The following is a 16828-nucleotide window of genomic DNA, read 5'->3' on the forward strand; positions in this document are numbered from 1 at the left end:
AGCTGTTTTGGGGTACGAAGGGGGACCGTCCATATTAAAATAGGATCTCACCCGCGCTCCGGCGCCCAAGTTAAAAAGCCCGGCAAACGCATGATCCGGAACACCGGCGGCGTAAAGGAAGCATGGCTTCCCAAAAGCGGCTGCTCGGCTTCGTGCTGCTCGGTCACCTCTACATTACCCTTCCCGCGCTGGTCCTGTGGCTGGGCCTTCCCCTGCTGGCGTACCTGCTGGTGGCGCCTTTCGGCTGGTGGTGGACCGGGCTGGCCGCCGCGGCCGCGCTACTGGCCGGCTACGGCATCGCCTGGCGGTGGTGGGGGTGGACGGTGACCCACTGGCGCATCCGGAGTTTCGGCTCGCTGGATGAAATCGACTGGCTCCGCCTGGAAGTTCTCGCCGAGCGCTACCTGCTTACCTGGCCCCACGGCCACCCCGCCGAAGAACTGGAAGTTCGCACCGGTGACCAGGACCGGCGGATCCGGGAGGTGATGGAACGGAACTCGGACCTGCGGGCCATGGAAAAGGTGTTTTTCGGTTTCGATACCCCCCGCCGGTATGGGTACGGACTAACGCGCAAAAGCCTCTACATATCCCTTGGCAGCCGCTTACTCGTGGTCATCGTAGCCACGGCGAGCCTCTTTTTTCTGCCGCAACCCTACATCGGTCTGTTGCTGATGGCCGTGGTCTTCTATCCCAGTCGCGACTTTCATATGTACCGCCACCTATCGTTTCGGGGATCGGCCATCGAGCTTAGCGACGCCGGCGTAGTGCTACGCGTGCCGAAGCTGTCCGTTCACTACTGGCACGACTGCCGGGCGTACCGCCTGTACGAACACGAACGCCTGCTCGTGCTGGAGGGCGGCGACGGCGCGGAAGAAAGTATCGATCTGGCCTACTACCAGATCGGGGACTACCGCAGGCTGGCCTCCGTTATTGACGTCTACATCGAGCGGTACGGGGAAAAGGTTTCCCATAGCGTCTTCAACTAGCCGGCCAACAGACCTTATCACGCCAGCTAAATTAACCGAACGCGGGTTCGAGCGCCGTCGAAGCCGCTATCTGCTCACCGATACGCTTACTGCCATGGGCAAGTCGCTGTTCCTGGAACGGGTCCGTCGAGATCGACCGTTCCGTCGCGGATGTACTCCATTACGTCCGCTTCATCGATACCCACCGGCAAGTCAGTGTCTGGCTAGCCGATCCGTATATGGAGATCACTACCACCGGAGCGGAAGGGGAGGTAGGGTTTATCCACCGCCGGGATAGCCAGGTCGGAAACGTAGGCAGCCAGGGAATTACCGACGAACGCGCGCGTGACCTGGGACTTCAGCGGTGAGCTAGCTATTCCGATGAGCGCATGTCCTAATTTCATTAAGCGGATGCTTGGCCGGGATACGGACAGAAGCCTGGCTAATCTAAAAGCGATCCTGGAGCGGTAACTTCTACCAGTCGTTTCGAATCCGCTCCGGTTAGCCGGTGGAAAGCACGGTAGGAAAGCAGGAGCACCCCGAGCACGATTAGCGGAAAGAAAGTCTGAAAATGCAGGCCGTCGACCGCCGCGTGACTGATGGAGGCGAAGATAAAATCGAAGGCGAAGCCGGCGTAAGCCCACTCCTTGACGCGGGGCGAAATAAGGGGGATCATCAGGGCCAGGGCACCCAGGACCTTGAAGACTACCAGGGCATTGCCAAAGTATTCGGGATAGCCGAGATGCCGGATACCTTCCCGTGCCAGCTCCGAATTAAAGGTCAGGGCCGGCAGGACGCCTTCGAACAGAAAGATAAGGGTGGTGGTGACCCAGAAGATGATGCGTTGATTTTTCATGACGCGTAGGATGAGCGGAATTATTCAGATGGATGGGGTAGGAGGGGTGGTGGAATGCTCGCACATTTCTTTCAGCTTATCGAGCAGCACGGGCCAGCTTTCCTGGAACATGTCTACCCATTCGGATGGCGTGTGCATTTCCACGCGCATCCGGGTGGCGCCGTTATGCTCTTCCAGATAGTAATTTTCGCGGGTGCCGATCCAGCTACTGGCTTGCTCGCTATTGGTATCCGACATTCCGGACGGTAGCAGCATGGCAATGTGTTCCGATTCAACCAGGCGGTAGGGCTCGAGGCGGTTGAGATGGGCAAGCGTCCCGCTTCCGTCCTCGCCTACGAACCGGATATCCTTTCCTTCCACCCATTCCCCTTCAAAGCGGGAGCCGGGAAAAGCAGCACCGGTCCATTCCCGATAGGTGGTCGGATCGGTGATGGTTTCCCAAACGGTGCGGACAGGAGCGTGAATGACCGTGGTGAAGGTTAGCGTTTCCATACGGGAGCTTTTAGTGATGGGGAAAAGGGTATGGCAAAGATGGGGGTGGGAAGTGACCGACAAGCGGGGCGATTGAGACAAATACCCGCCTTTTTGCGGCAAGAAAGGCCATGGACGGCTGGTATCACTTGCCATAAGACAAGTAATGAAGCCAAGCGAAAGGCTTACATTTATAAGCCTGCCGGAATGGCAACCTCCGGTCGTGTTCTTGCTACTTTCTGCGTATGATACGAGTCACTATTCTGGTTCCCGAAGCATCCGTTCTTCAGGCCGTCGCTGATCCGCGCTACCTTTTTGAGTCGGTCAATCGCTTTCTGGCGGAGGCGGGGCGGCCCGCCCCCTTCGCAGTGGAGTTGGTCGGTGATGCCCAGGCGATCCAGGTCAATGACGGTACCTTCACCATCCATCCGGACCGCTTATTGTCCGAAGCGGGCGACACGGACCTAATCATAGTACCCGCCCTGTCCGGCGACCTCGGGGAAGCCATAAGCCGGAATGCGGCCCTGCGGCCCTACATCCGCCGGCAATACGAGCGCGGTGCGGAGGTCGCCTCCCTCTGCCTTGGGGCTTTTCTGCTGGCGTCGACGGGTTTACTGGACGGAAAGAGCTGCTCTACCCACTGGGGTTTCGCCCACGAATTCCGCCGCCGTTTTCCGGCCGTTCACCTCCTTGACGGCGGCATCGTCACGGAAGCGGAGGGAATTTACACCAGCGGAGGGGGCCTCTCCTACTGGAATATGTTGCTTCACCTGGTAGAAAAGCACGTGGACCGCGCCACGGCGATCCGCGCCGCGAAGTACTTTGCCGTCGACATCGACCGCAGCACCCAGTCGGCATTCGCCATTTTCCAGGGACAGAAGGAGCACAACGATGTGGCCGTGCTACGGGCGCAGTCTTACATCGAAAAGCACGTGGCCGAGCGCATCGCGGTGGATGCGCTGGCCAGCCTGGTGTCCCTCAGCCGCCGAACCTTCGAACGGCGATTCAAGGAAGCCACGCATTATTCCGTTTTGCACTACGTCAGTCGGGTAAAGGTGGAGGTCGCCAAACGGCAGTTCGAGAGCAGCCGCAAGACCGTCAGCGAGGTGATGTACGACGTGGGCTACTCCGACAACAACTCCTTCCGGTCCATCTTCAAGCGTATGACCGGACTCACTCCGGCCGCCTACCGATCCAGATACCAGCGGGGCGGGCGATAGGTAGCGAGAAGCGGTGCCGGTTTGCGGTACGGTGAAGTGGTTTATCGGGGAGGGAACCAGGCAGATGCCGGGCCGGTCACCGTCCGAAACGTACGGCTAGCGTTGCATCCTCCGGTCGGTGAACGTAGCGCCGCAGCCAGCCGAATCACGCATAACGTCTTGAGCGACAGCCCTAACAAGGCGTTGTCGTGTTTGTCCGGAATCTGAACATAAGGCAGGCGGTTTTGGTAAGGAAACCGAACTTAAAATAATGATTATGAGCAATCGATTAGAAAATAAAGTAGCCATTGTAACCGGTGGCGGTGCCGGCATCGGTGAGGCCATCAGTAAATTATTCGCCCGGGAAGGCGCCCGCGTCATCGTGGCCGGATTGCCTGAAGACCCCGTCGACGACGTAGCGGCGGATATCCGCGCCACGGGTGGAGCGGCATTGCCCTTCAAGGGAGATCTTTCCACCCTGCAGGCGGCCAAGGACTGCGTCAAAACGGCTACGAACGAATATGGTCGGCTAGATATCCTAATTAATAACGCCGGTACCTTCGTGGAGACCAATATGCTGGAAGACTTCACGGAAGAAGGCTTCGACTACATGGTCAAGAATAATATCCGGACCAGCTTCGCCATGTCGAAGGCCGCCCTGCCCGAGCTGCAGAAAGCTAAGGGTAACATCGTCTTTGCCGGATCGGAAGCCGGCGTTCTCGGCGTGCCCCAAAATGCTCCCTACGGCGGCACCAAAGGGTTCGTCATCGCTTTCGCTAAGGGGCTGGCCGGAGAACAGGCCGCCCATGGCGTACGCGTAAACATCGTAGGCCCCGGGCCCATCGATACGGCCTGGACGCACAAGGAAACGGGACCTATGGACAAGCAAATGGAAAAGATGAATAATCAGGCCAACCTGATGGGGCGCCGCGGCTCCGTCGAAGAGATCGCCAATGTCTACCTCTTTCTGGCCTCCGAGGAAGCCAGTTACGTGACCGGTGCCCTCTACATGGTCGACGGTGGCATCACCATCGGTAAAGGCCCGATCGGCGATCAAGCCGCTAAGTCGTTCAAGCAGGAGCCCCAACCCTCGTTGGACCTCGACCACTCTATGGACGGGCATACTACCATACGGGAATAGCCCCTCCTCTTCGGGCTACGCAAAAGGCCACCTTCCGGACGGAAGGTGGCCTTTTTTTATCGGGCCGGCGGGTAGCCGCAATGCGGAAGGTTTACATCGCGTATTCCCGCCGCTCAGGCTTCCCGTCGGATCCAATCGGTGTTCTATTTTTTACGATCCAGCACGATCGCCGCGGCCGGTTCGAATACGTTTCCCGGCTGGGAGGGAAGTTGCTCCTTCCATTGCTGTCGTGCGTTGTGGGCGGCGACGTAGGCTTCGTCGGCGTCTCCGGAGGAGGCTCCCGGTAGCGACAGCAATTCTTGGCCGGAAAAGTTATTCGGTGGCCTAATGTTTCGTCGTCGGGCCCTTCCCATCGACGTATTGCCGGCCTAAATTTTCGATGCACTTATGTCGGTATATTAAACGTGCTTGTATGCTATGCGTACATCGGGATTGGTGGGGGGGCTATGGGCTAGGGTTTGTTGGTTATCTTCCATTTTATGATCTCAATACGGTCCGGAATAATCGCCATAGCAGTTGCAGGGCGTGGAACCCCAAAGCACGAAATTCAGTATACGTATTGGGTGCCGTCGTGCTTATGCTCCAGCGATCATCAACCCCGACGCCGGCAGCTTTCCTCCGGTGCGGGACCGGGCCGGCGCACCGCCTTTTCCTATATTACCCAAAACACCTTCCGCGTGCAGCCACCGTTTCTCCTTTCGCTCCTCTTACTGATTGGCGTTCCGTTGACCGCCCAAAATCTGTTGTCGATCGAGGAGACCCTGAAATTTGAGTCTGCCATCAGCCGCGAAGGGGCCATGATCTACCTGAAACTTCCATTGGAGGGCGACGGACAGGTCGTGCGGCAACTTGACTTTTCTACGGAGCCGGACGTCTCGCCTACCGGGGCCGGCGTCCGCGAATACGCCTGGAACGCAGGTGAACTCGGAGCGGGGGATAGCCTGGGCATCAGCTTCCGGGTAAGTAGCGCCGGAATACCTCCGTGGACCGAAGCGCGCATCGATAGCCTCGAAGGGCAATCCTTTGCCTGGCCGCCGTTGTCGGAAGAAGCCGTCACCGAACCCTACGTACTTCCCCCCTTAATCCGGGAGGATATCGGGAAAACCGAGTTCAAGAGCCTGGACGCGGCCGATACCACGCTGCAGGATATCGACCGCCTGATCCGGCGGCTGGACCGGCGCATCCGTTCCGTGCGCGATCCGGAAAACTTCGATCAGGCCCAGCCACTGCTGGAGGACGTATTTCGCCGGCGGACGACCGCCCGCCGCAAGCCCTTATTGCTATCTCTGGCCCTTCAGTACTTAGACGTGCCTCACCGCATAGTCGCCGGGAAAGTGGTCAGCTACGGGGAAGTAAGGGAAAACGAGGTATGGGTGGAAATACCGGTAGCCGGGGAATGGCTGCGGATATATTACGGGGATGGCGTGGATCGCAGTGAATGGGGGCTGCCCATTGAGCCGGACCAATTCCTGGCCTGCTCCTATGATTGGCGGGACCTCACGCTGGAGATCGTGAGCGCGCCGGGGGCTCTCCCCGTGCCATCTACCCTCTCCACGACCGCGCAAAACCTGGTAGTGTCCTTCTGGGACCGGAAGAACGACGCGCTGCTAAACCGCCAATACGCCCGAGCGGCCGCCCTGATGGATTCCGTACTGGCCTACCTGCCCGAGAGCGTTGCGGCAACCACCGAAAAGGGACTGGTCATCGCCCAGGCGGGTAGACTGAACGAGGCGCTTCCCTTTATGCAGAGCGGCCTGGAGATGGCCAAGACGGCTGGGGACCAAAGCTTCGCCCTGGTGCAGGTAGCCAAATTCTACTCCCTGCAGCGAATGGGAGAGGAAGCCATCGAGGCCCTGGTGCGGGCGCAGCAGCTATCCCCTTTTGATTTTTCGGTGGTCTATAACGACCCCCGCTTTCAATATCTTGCCAGACAGCCCTCATTGATGCAAAGGCTGCAACGGGCCCTGAGAAACGGGCAGTAAGCCGAGCGTATGTGTTGATGATGGTCACGAGGTCGGCGCGTAGGCCGCCGCATTCAGGGCCGTATTGCGTTAAAAAGGAACGAGGCGCCGCGGATTTGGCGGAAACGAGGCTCCCGCGCTCCGGCGCAAAATTGAATGTAGGTACGTCTAGTTTCGTTTTCGCGGTGTTCCTGCATAAAGCGCACGGCCATGGCAACGGAATATCGTATCCCCTCCGGTACCCGCATCGGGCACGTACACCTCCGGGTGGCGGATCTGGAACGATCCTTGCGGTTTTATTGCGGACTGCTTGGCTTCGAGGTGACGACCCGCTACGGCATCCAGGCCGCCTTTATCTCGGCGGGGGGCTACCACCACCACATCGGGCTGAATACCTGGCACAGCCTGGGGGCGCCGACGGCCACGAAACGCGGGGTGGGCCTATACCATACCGCCATTCTCTTTCCGGAACGGGAGGATTTGGCGCGGGCGCTACGGCGCTTAGTCGAGGCCGATTACCCCTTGACCGGTGCCGCCGACCACGGTGTTAGCGAGGCCATCTACCTCGACGATCCGGACGGGAACGGGGTGGAATTGTACCGTGACCGTCCCGAGGCGGAGTGGCCGCGCACCCCGGAGGGGGAGATCGCGATGTACACCCGACCGCTCGATCTGGAGGCCCTACTGACGATGGCCGAATAAAAAAGCCCCCCGAACCGAATGGTGCGGGGGGCTCAACGGAATAACACCTTAATAAGTCGTCAGCGCCGCGGGGGGTACGCGCTCGGGAGCGATCCTTACTCGGGCGCGTACACCCGTACGTAGTCCACCACGAATTCCTGGGGAAAGATCGAATCGTCGACCTCGGGGCCGCCGAAGTTGCCGCCGATGGCGACATTAAGTAGGATATAGAAGGGTTGATCGAAGGGCCAGACCTCCTGGCTGCGCTCCTCCGGATCGAAGGTGTACACGAGCTGGTCGTCGACGAAGAAGGTGATCTCCTCGGCCGTCCATTCGGCGGCGTAGCGGTGGAAGCCCTCCTCGATGTTCGCGAACTGGCTCTTCCGGGAGCTGCCGTTGTCACCGTGGCCGGCCGCGGTGTGGAGGGTCGTGAAGACTTCTCCGGGCTCGCGACCCACGTATTCCAGGATGTCGATTTCTCCGCTCAGCGGCCAGCCCACCGAGTCGATGTTGGTCCCTAGCATCCAGAACGCGGGCCAGATGCCCTGCCCGGTGGCCAGTTTGGCGCGGGTTTCGACGCGGCCGTACTGAAACTCCTTATTGTCCTTGGTGGTGATGCGGGTGGAGGTGTAGCGGTCGCCATCCTTTCGGGCGGTGATGATCAGGTGGCCGTCCTCCAGCCGGTGGTTGTCGCGGGTATAGACCTGCCGCTCGTTGTTGCCCCACCCACAGAGATTCGGGCAGCCGTCGCCGAGCTCGAAATTCCAGACGCTGGTGTCGAGCCGGTCGCCGTCGAACTCGTCCGACCAGAGCAGTTCCCGATCGGTGGTCGGGTTGGCCCGAACCGAGTCTGAAGCGCCAACCTGGAAGCAGGCGGAAAAGATAACTAGGGGAAGCAGGAACAGCAGAAATCGAAACATGCTAATAGCTTATTGGTAGACGCGGACGTAATCCACCTCCATGGAGGACGAAGAGAAAGCAGGGTCGATCGCTCCCCCCAGCGTACCGCCAACCGCCACGTTGAAGATCAGGAAGAAGTCGTGGTTAAAGGGGATGCCGGCGTTGTTGTCGAAGGTGTGGTACACTTCGTCGTCGACGAGGAAGCGGATCGTATTCTCGGTCCAGATAGTGGTGTAGACGTGGAATTCCGTTTCCGCGGTCTCAACCGTAGTGCTGCTGGTGACCGCGTTGCCGCCGGAGTTGCCGGGGAAGTGCAGGGCGGAAAGAACCCGCTCCGGCTCGTTGCCCACGTGCTCCATCATGTCGATCTCCCCGCAGGCCGGCCAGCCCACCGTGTCGAAGTTGGCGCCGAGCATCCAGAGGGCCGGCCAGGTACCGCCCCCGCTGGGCAGCTTGGCCCGGATGTCGATGCGACCGTAGGTGAACTCGAACTTGTCCTGGGTGACGATCCGGCCGGAAGTGAAGTCCGAGCCACTGAAATTCTCCCGTTGGGCGGTGATCGTCAGCAGGCCGTCCGCTACGCGCACGTTCTCCGGCCGGTCGGTGTAGAACTGGCTTTCGTTATTGCCCCAGCCGTTGTTGCCGGTGCCGGTGTCGTAGCTCCAGGAGGTATCGGCGAGTACGTTACCGTCGAATTCGTCGGCCCAGACCAGGTTATTGAATTCCGGCTCCTCGGTACCGCCGCCACCGCCGCCCTGTACGGGCTTCTCGGAGGTGAAAATGTGGTACCAGGCCAGGGCGTTGTTGCCGCCCATGACGACCCGTACGACCAGGCGGTTTTCGGTCAGCGAGAGGATTTCGTAAGTCGAATTGCCTACGTAGTAGCTCATGAAGCCGCCTTCGGTGAAGTTCAGCAGGGTACCCCGCGTCTGTCCGGGAATGCCGTTAGCGGCGACCACCGACTCGGAGGGGGAAAGCGCTACCAGCTGGGCGTCTTCCTGTACTTCGTAGGGCAGACAAGCGTCCTCGCCGCCCGATCCGCCGGCGACGCCGAGAAAGTCAACGTTGAAGAAGGTCGCCCCGAAGTTGTTCAGCTCGTAGTACAGGTTTTCCCCCTGCCGGCTGAAGACTAGCTCGTCCTCGTACATGCACGTATTGCCTACCTTTTCGAAGGGCGCGGCCTGGTAGTAATTGGCGAAGTAGTTGGCCGTGGCGTCGCCGTCGTTCTGCCCCACGCCCAGGTGGCCGGGCTCGTCGGCGGCCCAGTACCAGGTCTTGGTGCCGTCGCCGGTCAGCAGCGCCAGGGCCTCCGCGTCGCTGAAGGTGCTCTCGACGGTGACTTCCGTGCTCCCCGTGGTAGCGATACCGGCGGTGCCGGAAGCGACCACCGTTACCAGATAGGTATTGACGCCTACCTGGGTAAAGCGTTTGGTGAGGCGGCCACTGGGGGCTACTTCCTCGGTGCCGTCGCTGAAGATGAATTTGTAGGTGATGGCATCGTCGGCCGTAGCCACGAAGGTCACCATACCGCTGCCGTCGCCGTCGGGGGTGTCGGCGGTTTGCCCGGCCACGTTGGCCTCGATCTGCAGGTTACTCGGGGCAGTCAGGTCACCGAAGGCGTATTCTTCCTGCTCGCAGGCGACCAGCGTCAGACCGAACAGGAGCAGTAAATATTGGAATTTCATGATCGTGATTTTCTTAGTGAGACGGCTGTTTTTGCGGCGGAGCGCAGGTGCAAAAGCCGTCGGAATAGACGGTGCGGGTCTGGTTAGGGCACTTGGGTGATGTCGTCGAAGTAGTAGGTCGCGCCGGTGCCGGGATTGCCGAAATTGAAGAAGACACCGACCTTGCTGTAATCGCGGGTCAGTTCCGGATCGGCTTCCGCGCCCGCGTAGTCGAAGGTCAACGTTTCCCAGGCGTTGGCGACGGTCGTATTCTCCGTCACTTCGATGAAGATGTCCCCGTCGGAACCGTTTTCCACTTTGAGCATCACGGGAATGCCGGCGGCCGGCGACCACACCTTCATGGACAGTTTCCGGGCGGTAGTAAAGTCGATGGGCGTGGGAAACTCCGTTACCGCGCCGGCCCACGTTTGCGCGCCTGCCTCCTTGAAGAATTGCCCCACCCGGGCACTGGTATTTTCGCCGGCGGCGTCCGGGTTGTCGACGATGGTTACCGTCGCACCACCGAAGGCGGATAGGGCGTAGTCGATCTCCTCCGATTCGAAGCCGACGGGCAGCTCGTTCACCGCTTCCTCTCCGCCGCCAACCCCCACCTGGGCGATGTCGTCGAAGTAGTAAGTCGCGCCGGTGCCGGGGTTGCCGAAGTTGAAAAAGACACCAATCTTGCCGTACTCCCGCGTCAGGTTCGGATCGGCCTCGGCCCCTTCGTATTCGAAGGTCAGCGTTTCCCAGGCGTTGGCGACGGTCGTATTCTCCGTGATTTCGATGAATATATCGCCATCACTAGCGTTTTCCACTTTGAGCATCACGGGGATGCCGGCGGCCGGCGACCACACCTTCATGGACAGCTGGGTAGAGGCCGTAAAGTCGATGTTTGCGGGTAAGCCAATAGCTATGCCGCCCCAGGTTTGGGCGCCTTCGGTTTTGATCACCTGACCGACCTTGGCGCTGGTATTGCTTCCGTTGGCGTCCGGGTTGTCGATTAGTTCGAAGGTCGCTCCCCCGAATTCCTCCCAGTCGTAGGTCAGGTCGGTGGATTCAAGGGTGATGGGCAGGCTGAGCGTCGGGCCGAGATCCGCCATCATGACGTCGTCGAAGTAGTAATCCGCCCCCGTACCGGCATTGCCGATGTCGAAGAAAACCACCACTTTGCTGTACTCCCGCGTCAGGTCGTCCTCGCTGAAGTCGAAGGTGACTTCTTCCCACTGATTAGCCACCGAGGTATACACCGTATCGTCGACGAAGATGGCGCCGTCTCCGGCATTCTCCAGTTTCAGGGTGACGGGGGTGCCGACCTGGGGAACCCACACCTTCATGCTCATCCGTTGCGATTGGCTGAAGTCGATGGGTTCGCCGACCTCCACGAAGGCGCCGGCCCAGACTTCCGAGCCGTCCTGCTTATTCAGCTTGACCACGCGGTCACTGGTGTTGCCGTCATCCGCTGCCGGATTGGCAACCACCTCCGCGGTAGCCCCGCCGAAGTTGGTAAAGGGGTACGCGCGGTTGGCATCCTCGAAGGTCAGGGGTAAGTACAGCGGATTAGTGATGTTCACCTCGATGGTATCGCTCACCGTTGCGGCGCCGCCACTTCTGGCCTCAATAACCAATTCGTACAGTCCTACACTACCGTATTCGTGGCTCACCGTTTCCCCCTCCTGGAAGGAAACCGGCTCTGCGTCGGGGTCCTCGCCGAAGTAGGCCAGGAAGTTGGTTTCCAGGTCGGCCGTAGCGGTCACGTCGATGGAAAAGGGATTTCCAGCCGTAGGGGTAACGGTAACGTTCAGATTTTCCGGGGCCAGAAAGCTCACCGTCAATTCTTCGGTGTAGGTAGTAGTCTGCCCATTGATGTTCATCGCCTCGAGGGTGACGGTGTAGACGCCCTCGTCGTACACGTGGGTGATGGTTTCACCGGGAGCGAGATTGCCGGAAGCGGCACCGCCGTCGCCGAAGTCGACGGAGAAAGCCGTCACCGCCTGGCCGCCCGGGCGTACCGTTACGGTGCCGGTATTGTCGCCCGTGATCTGGAAGTCCAGGGAGAGCTCGCTGGGCAGGGCGGCGCTGTCCAGGTCGGGCATCATCAGTTCGTCCTCACAGGCGCTGATCGCAAGCACCAGCAGGAAGAAGTAAAATATCGTATTCAGTTTCATAACTGTAGTTGGTATCGCTGGCCGGACATCGGATGTCTTCCCGCGGGAGACATCCGATGTCCGGCCAGCCGTTTATTTTAGTAGTTGGGATTCTGCTCCCAGTTCCCCCCCGAAAATTGGATCTCTTCAAAGGGCACGGGGAAGACTTCATTCTTGCCGGCGGTGAAGCCATCGATCGCGGCGGCGGCGCGGCCGGTCCGGACGAGGTCGAAGAAGCGGTGGCCCTCACCGACCAGCTCTAGGCGGCGTTCGGCGAGGATGAAGTCGCGCAAAGCGTCTCCGGAAGCACTGATATCGTGGTCCTCGTCGCCGAAGGCCCGGCGACGTACCCGGTTGAGGTATTCGCGCGCCTGCTCGTCCTGTCCGATGGCGTTCAGGGCCTCGGCGGCCATGAGCAGTACGTCGGCGTAGCGGATGGCACGGTAATTATTCGGGTTGGTGAGGTTCTGGTCGCCGATGTTGGTATCCCCTTTACGGGCCAGGTATTTGCGGTTGTAGTAGCCGGTGTGCTCGTAGCCAGTGCCGTAGGTCGCGCCGGTTTCGTCGGCCCAGGCTTCGATATCCAGGATACTGGCGTCGCGGCGGCTGTCTCCGGGCTCGAAGGCATCGTAGGCCTCCTGCACGGGCAGGTTGAAGCTGAAGCCACCGTCGAATACGGGGCCGCTGTAGTTGCGGATACCGTTGAAGCCGACGGCGATGTTGCCCTCGCTGCACTGCAGGCAGCCGAAGCCGGCGCCTTCCGCGTCCGAGTACTGTACTTCAAAAACGGATCCGGGGCCGTGCTCGCCGGCCGGCTCGAAGATGCCGTCGAAGTCCTCCTCCAGCGTGTAGTTGCCGGATTCGATCACTTCCCGCAGCACCGCGGCAGCCTCCTCGTATTCCTCCTGGTAGAGGTAGGCTTTTCCGAGCAAGGCCTGAGCGGCACCCTTAGATACCCGGCCCACCTGGGGAGCGGTGACGGCCAGATCCGGGATGGCGGCCATGAGGTCCGACTCGATCAGATCGTATACCTCGCTGACGGGCGAGCGGGGAATGGTGTTCTCGTCCCCCAGCGCGAAGCGAGCCTCGGGTTTGATCGGGATCGGGCCGAACCACTTCACCAGCTCGAAATTGTAGTAGGCGCGCAGGAAGCGGGCCTCGGCCAGTATCTGCTCCTTGCCCTCGAAGTCGATGTTGTCCTGAAATTCCAGGATGAACGTGGCGCGGTTCACGCCGGCGAACATCCAGTCCCAGACGTCGTCGATCTGGTCGTTGACCGGCGTGTGGATCATATCGTCCACCTGCTGGAAGCCGATGACGTCATTGGCGCTTTCGCCACCCGCCAGGGTGTTGTCCGAGGCGATCTCCCCCATCAGCACGTTGAGGTAGGTGGGCTGGAGCAGGTCGTAGGCCGCGATGAGGGCGTTATCGTAATCCGGCGGTGTATTGAAGTAGTTCTCGGAGTCGATGGAGTACACCGGGTCGCGGCCGATGAAGTCGTCCTCGCAGGCCGTCAGGCTGACGAAGAGAGCGGCCCCGAGCAGGAAGGTTGCTTTCAGTTTGTGCATAATCGTTGGGGGTTACAGGCTAAGGTTGGCGCCGATGAGGAAGGAGCGGGCGATGGGGTAGAAACCGAAGTCGATACCGCTGCCGATGGGCGCACCGCTGGAGGCCGCGGGGTCGTAGCCCAGGTAGTCGGAGAAAGTCAGCAGGTTGTTGCCGCTGAAGTAGAGCCGCAGGCTGGAGTTATCCCGGTTGCCGATGGTGAGCGGCAGGGTATAGCCCAGGGTAACGGTCTGGAGGCGTAGGAAGGAGCCGTCCTCCACGTAGAAGTCGGAAAATACCCGGTTGGTCGTGGCGGCGGTGGTTACCCGGGGTACGTCGTTCGTGCTGCCGGGGCCGGTCCACCGTTGCAGGTAGTAGTCCAGACGGTTCACGTCGCTAAGCGCCCGCTCGTAGTTGCGGACGATCTCGCTGCCGAGACTGGCGAAGGCATAGGCGGTGAAGTCGAAGCGGCGGAAGCTCACCTGGGCGTTGAAGCCCATGGTCACGTCAGCGATGGGATCACCCAGGTAGGTGCGGTCGTCGGGGGTGATGACGCCGTCGCCATTGGTGTCGATGTAGCGCAGGTCACCGGGCTGAGCCTCGGCGCCGAGGGCGATTTGGGAGGGAGCACCCTCCAGGTCGGCGGCACTCTGGAAGATGCCGTCGGTTTGGTAGCCGTAGAAGTAGCCGATCGGCAGACCGACCTCCATCCGGGAGGGAGCCAGCTGGCCGACTCCAAAGCCACCGCCCTCGATGAAGCCGGTACCGTTGTTCACCTCCAGCACCTCATTGTCGAGGGTGGTGAAGTTGTAGTTCAGGTTAATCCGCCAGTCGCTGTTCAGGCGCTCCCGGTAGTTGAGGGCGACTTCCAGTCCCCGGTTCCGTACCGCGCCCGCGTTGACCGTCGGGGCCGCGCTGCCGGGGGCCGCCGTCCCGACGATGCCCGACACGGGGATGTTACTGATGAGCAGGTTGTCGCGGGTGTTGATGAAGTAGTCCACCACCATGCTAAGCTTATAGTCCAGCAGGTTCAGGTCGAAACCGGCGTTGAATTTCTTGGCCTCTTCCCACTGCAGCGCCGGATTGGGCAGGGCACCGATGGCCGTACCGTTCACCAGTACGCCGTCGAAGATGTAGGTCGCCTCCCCGCTCAGGGTGCCGATATAACCGTTGTTCAGGATCTGGTCGTTGCCGAGGATGCCGTAGCTCAACCGTACTTTCAGCAGGTCGATCGGGTTGTTCTCGGGCAGGACGTTCTCGTCGAGCAGCACTACGCCCGCCGTAAAGGAAGGGAAGAGGGCGGAGCGGTTCTGCGGACCGAACTTGGTAGAAGCGTCCCGCCGCAGCATGGCCGTGGCGAAATACCGCTCATTGTAGTTGTACTGCACCCGGCCGAAGTAGCTCAGGCGGCGCTCGTCGTAGCTGTAGGAGCTGACGTCGCGGGCCCCCTCGGGGCTGGTGCCGGTAGCCAGGCTGATGTCGGCGAATTCGACGGAGTTGTTCGGTACGTCGTAGCCGGTGGCGAAGAGTCCGTTCCCTAGCTCCCGGTAAACGGTGGTACCCAGGGTGGCGGTTACCTGGTGGGCCACCCCGAACTCGCGGTCGTAGGTGCCGTACAGGTCGAACGAGTAGTTGTTGTCGTTGATGCCGTTCTGGTTGACGCTGCTGCGGGTCACGTCGAAGACTTTGCCCCCGTAGCTGATCTCGGGATTGAAGACGCGGCTCTCGCTGTTCGAGGTGTTGAAGCCGATGCGGCCCGTAAGGGTCAGGTCGTCGATCAGGTTCCAGTCGAGGGTCGCCTGGCCGTTCAGCTTATTGAGGTTGTAGTCGTTGAAGGTGTTGGCGATCTGGGCGGCGGGGTTGATTACCTCGATGCCGAGTCCGGGCGTATTCGGCACGAGGGTGAATGCGCCGGTTTCGTCCACCAGCGGCAGGGTGGGGGGCGCGTTCAGGGCGTTGAAGAGCACGGAACCCAGTCCGTTTTCACTGAGCGAATTGCGCTCGATGTAGGTATAGATGACGTTGGTACTCAGCTTGAGTCGGCTGGCGAGGTCGACGCCCAGGCTCACCCGGCCGGTAGCGCGGGTAAAGGCTGACTTTTCACCGCCCACGATGCCCTCCTGGTCGAGGAAGGATCCGCCGAGGGAGTACGTTATGCGATCGCTGCCTCCCGAAGCGGTCAGGTCGTGGTTCATGATGGGCGCGTTGCCGAACACGACGTCCTGATAGTTGCTGCCCGTTCCCAGGTTAGCGGCGTTGGGGTAGGGGAGTGGCTGGCCGCCAGCGGCGTAGGTTTCGTTCAGCAGCAGGGCGTACTCGGTGGCGTTCAGCAGGTCGAGATCGCGCGAGCTTTCCTGGGTGCCCACGTAGGTGTTGTAGCTGATGCGGGTGGGCTGGTTCTTTTCACCGGTTTTGGTGGTCACCAGGATCACGCCGTTCGCACCGATCGTGCCGTACACGGCCGCCTGGGCATCTTTAAGTACGGTGATGGTTTCGATGTCGGCGGGGTTTACCGTGCTTAGGTCCCCCTGGTAGCCGTCGATGATCACCAGCGGTGCGTTCTGTCCGTTGGTGGACACCCCCCGGATGCGGATGTTCAGTCCCGCGCCCGGCGCACCCGATTGGGTGGTGATGTTCACCCCGGCCACGGTGCCCTGCAGGGCCTGTTCCACTTTCTGGGGTCTTAAGTCGGTAATGGTCTCGGAGTCTACGGTGGAGACCGCACCGGTGACGTTCCGCTTGGTCTGGGTGCCGTAGCCGATTACGACCACTTCGTCCAACGCCTGTACGTCGGAGGAGAGGGCGATGGTTAGCGGTTCCTGGTTCTCGACCGTAACGGTGGTGGGGGCGAAACCGGTATAGGAGATGCGAAGCTCCGTACCGACCGTGACGTCTTCGATAAGAAAGGATCCGTCGATATCCGTAACGGTGCCCTTGACATTGCCATCGCCGGGGGCGGCGACCACGATGATGCTGGCACCAATGAGGGGTTCATCATTTTCCGCGTCGGTAATAACGCCGGTCACGTCGAAGGTCTGCGCGGTCAGGCCGACGCCCGCGCTACAGAGCACGAGGAGCAAAAGAATTTTATACATGCGACTTTAAGTTTAGCACCGGCCTGTTCCGCATTGTACGGAGAGCAAGTGCTGCTGTTTGGATGCAGGACAAAGCTACGGGCGTTGTGGTGCCGAATACGAATGGCCTGCCCCTACAAAAACTCTCCAATCCCTGAAATGCCTACTGGCACTAGCTTTCGTCCGTCGTTTGGTATAGTGCACGACAGCTTCGGGAGGGCCTTGTT

Annotated in this window: 14 protein-coding genes; 6 read left to right on the top strand and 8 right to left on the bottom strand. The window is 60.4% G+C overall.

The genetic code is table 11. The annotated features are described in order from the left end of the window. The first annotated feature begins 122 nt into the window (after positions 1 to 122). Complete coding sequence (locus CLV84_RS09555; protein WP_104419572.1) at positions 123 to 986, top strand: hypothetical protein; 864 nt, start codon at positions 123 to 125, stop codon at positions 984 to 986. Between the two features lie 218 nt (positions 987 to 1204). Beyond that, positions 1205 to 1333, top strand: coding sequence for a hypothetical protein (locus CLV84_RS22155; RefSeq protein ID WP_262497198.1), 129 nt, complete (start codon positions 1205 to 1207; stop codon positions 1331 to 1333). Positions 1334 to 1407: 74 nt separating this feature from the next. On the opposite strand, the gene CLV84_RS09560 is transcribed toward CLV84_RS22155, so the two are convergent. After that, complete coding sequence (locus tag CLV84_RS09560; RefSeq protein ID WP_104419573.1) at positions 1408 to 1821, bottom strand: DoxX family protein; 414 nt, start codon at positions 1819 to 1821, stop codon at positions 1408 to 1410. A 24-nt stretch (positions 1822 to 1845) separates the two neighbouring features. Then, the gene (locus CLV84_RS09565; RefSeq protein WP_170067646.1) at positions 1846 to 2313 is read right to left on the bottom strand and encodes an SRPBCC family protein; all 468 of its coding nucleotides are present in this window, start codon (positions 2311 to 2313) and stop codon (positions 1846 to 1848) included. Positions 2314 to 2537: 224 nt separating this feature from the next. Between CLV84_RS09565 and CLV84_RS09570 the strand changes: the two genes are divergently transcribed. Together CLV84_RS09570 and CLV84_RS09575 are read left to right on the top strand one after the other, a co-directional pair. After that, positions 2538 to 3512, top strand: a complete 975-nt coding sequence (locus CLV84_RS09570; protein WP_104419575.1) for a GlxA family transcriptional regulator — start codon at positions 2538 to 2540, stop codon at positions 3510 to 3512. 256 nt (positions 3513 to 3768) lie between these two features. Then, positions 3769 to 4632, top strand: coding sequence for an SDR family NAD(P)-dependent oxidoreductase (locus tag CLV84_RS09575; protein WP_104421154.1), 864 nt, complete (start codon positions 3769 to 3771; stop codon positions 4630 to 4632). 143 nt (positions 4633 to 4775) lie between these two features. Here the strand turns inward: CLV84_RS09575 and CLV84_RS21830 are convergent, their stop codons facing one another. Then, a complete protein-coding gene (locus CLV84_RS21830) occupies positions 4776 to 4928 on the bottom strand; it encodes a hypothetical protein (protein ID WP_170067647.1) in 153 nt (50 codons plus the stop codon). A 381-nt stretch (positions 4929 to 5309) separates the two neighbouring features. Here CLV84_RS21830 and CLV84_RS09580 point away from each other — a divergent pair, with 381 nt between their 5' ends. Both CLV84_RS09580 and CLV84_RS09585 read left to right on the top strand, forming a co-directional pair. After that, complete coding sequence (locus CLV84_RS09580) at positions 5310 to 6614, top strand: tetratricopeptide repeat protein (RefSeq protein ID WP_104419576.1); 1305 nt, start codon at positions 5310 to 5312, stop codon at positions 6612 to 6614. A 189-nt stretch (positions 6615 to 6803) separates the two neighbouring features. Continuing rightward, positions 6804 to 7295, top strand: a complete 492-nt coding sequence (locus tag CLV84_RS09585) for a VOC family protein (protein ID WP_104419577.1) — start codon at positions 6804 to 6806, stop codon at positions 7293 to 7295. A 95-nt stretch (positions 7296 to 7390) separates the two neighbouring features. Here CLV84_RS09585 and CLV84_RS09590 read toward each other — a convergent pair whose 3' ends face one another. The 5 genes from CLV84_RS09590 to CLV84_RS09610 all read right to left on the bottom strand — a co-directional run bounded on the left by CLV84_RS09590 (position 7391) and on the right by CLV84_RS09610 (position 16622). Then, positions 7391 to 8194, bottom strand: coding sequence for a glycoside hydrolase family 16 protein (locus CLV84_RS09590; protein WP_104419578.1), 804 nt, complete (start codon positions 8192 to 8194; stop codon positions 7391 to 7393). Positions 8195 to 8203: 9 nt separating this feature from the next. Next, positions 8204 to 9859 carry a family 16 glycosylhydrolase gene (locus CLV84_RS09595; protein WP_104419579.1) on the bottom strand — a complete coding sequence of 552 codons (1656 nt, stop codon included), beginning with the start codon at positions 9857 to 9859 and terminating at the stop codon, positions 8204 to 8206. An 83-nt stretch (positions 9860 to 9942) separates the two neighbouring features. Continuing rightward, entirely contained in the window at positions 9943 to 12003 is a 2061-nt protein-coding gene (locus CLV84_RS09600) for a PKD domain-containing protein (protein ID WP_104419580.1), read from the bottom strand. A 77-nt stretch (positions 12004 to 12080) separates the two neighbouring features. Next, positions 12081 to 13550, bottom strand: coding sequence for a RagB/SusD family nutrient uptake outer membrane protein (locus tag CLV84_RS09605; protein ID WP_104419581.1), 1470 nt, complete (start codon positions 13548 to 13550; stop codon positions 12081 to 12083). Positions 13551 to 13562: 12 nt separating this feature from the next. Beyond that, positions 13563 to 16622: a SusC/RagA family TonB-linked outer membrane protein gene (locus CLV84_RS09610; protein WP_104419582.1), complete on the bottom strand. Its 3060-nt coding sequence runs from the start codon at positions 16620 to 16622 to the stop codon at positions 13563 to 13565. Positions 16623 to 16828: the final 206 nt, after the last annotated feature.

Source organism: Neolewinella xylanilytica (genome assembly GCF_002934605.1).
Taxonomy (GTDB): Bacteria; Bacteroidota; Bacteroidia; order Chitinophagales; family Saprospiraceae; genus Neolewinella; species Neolewinella xylanilytica.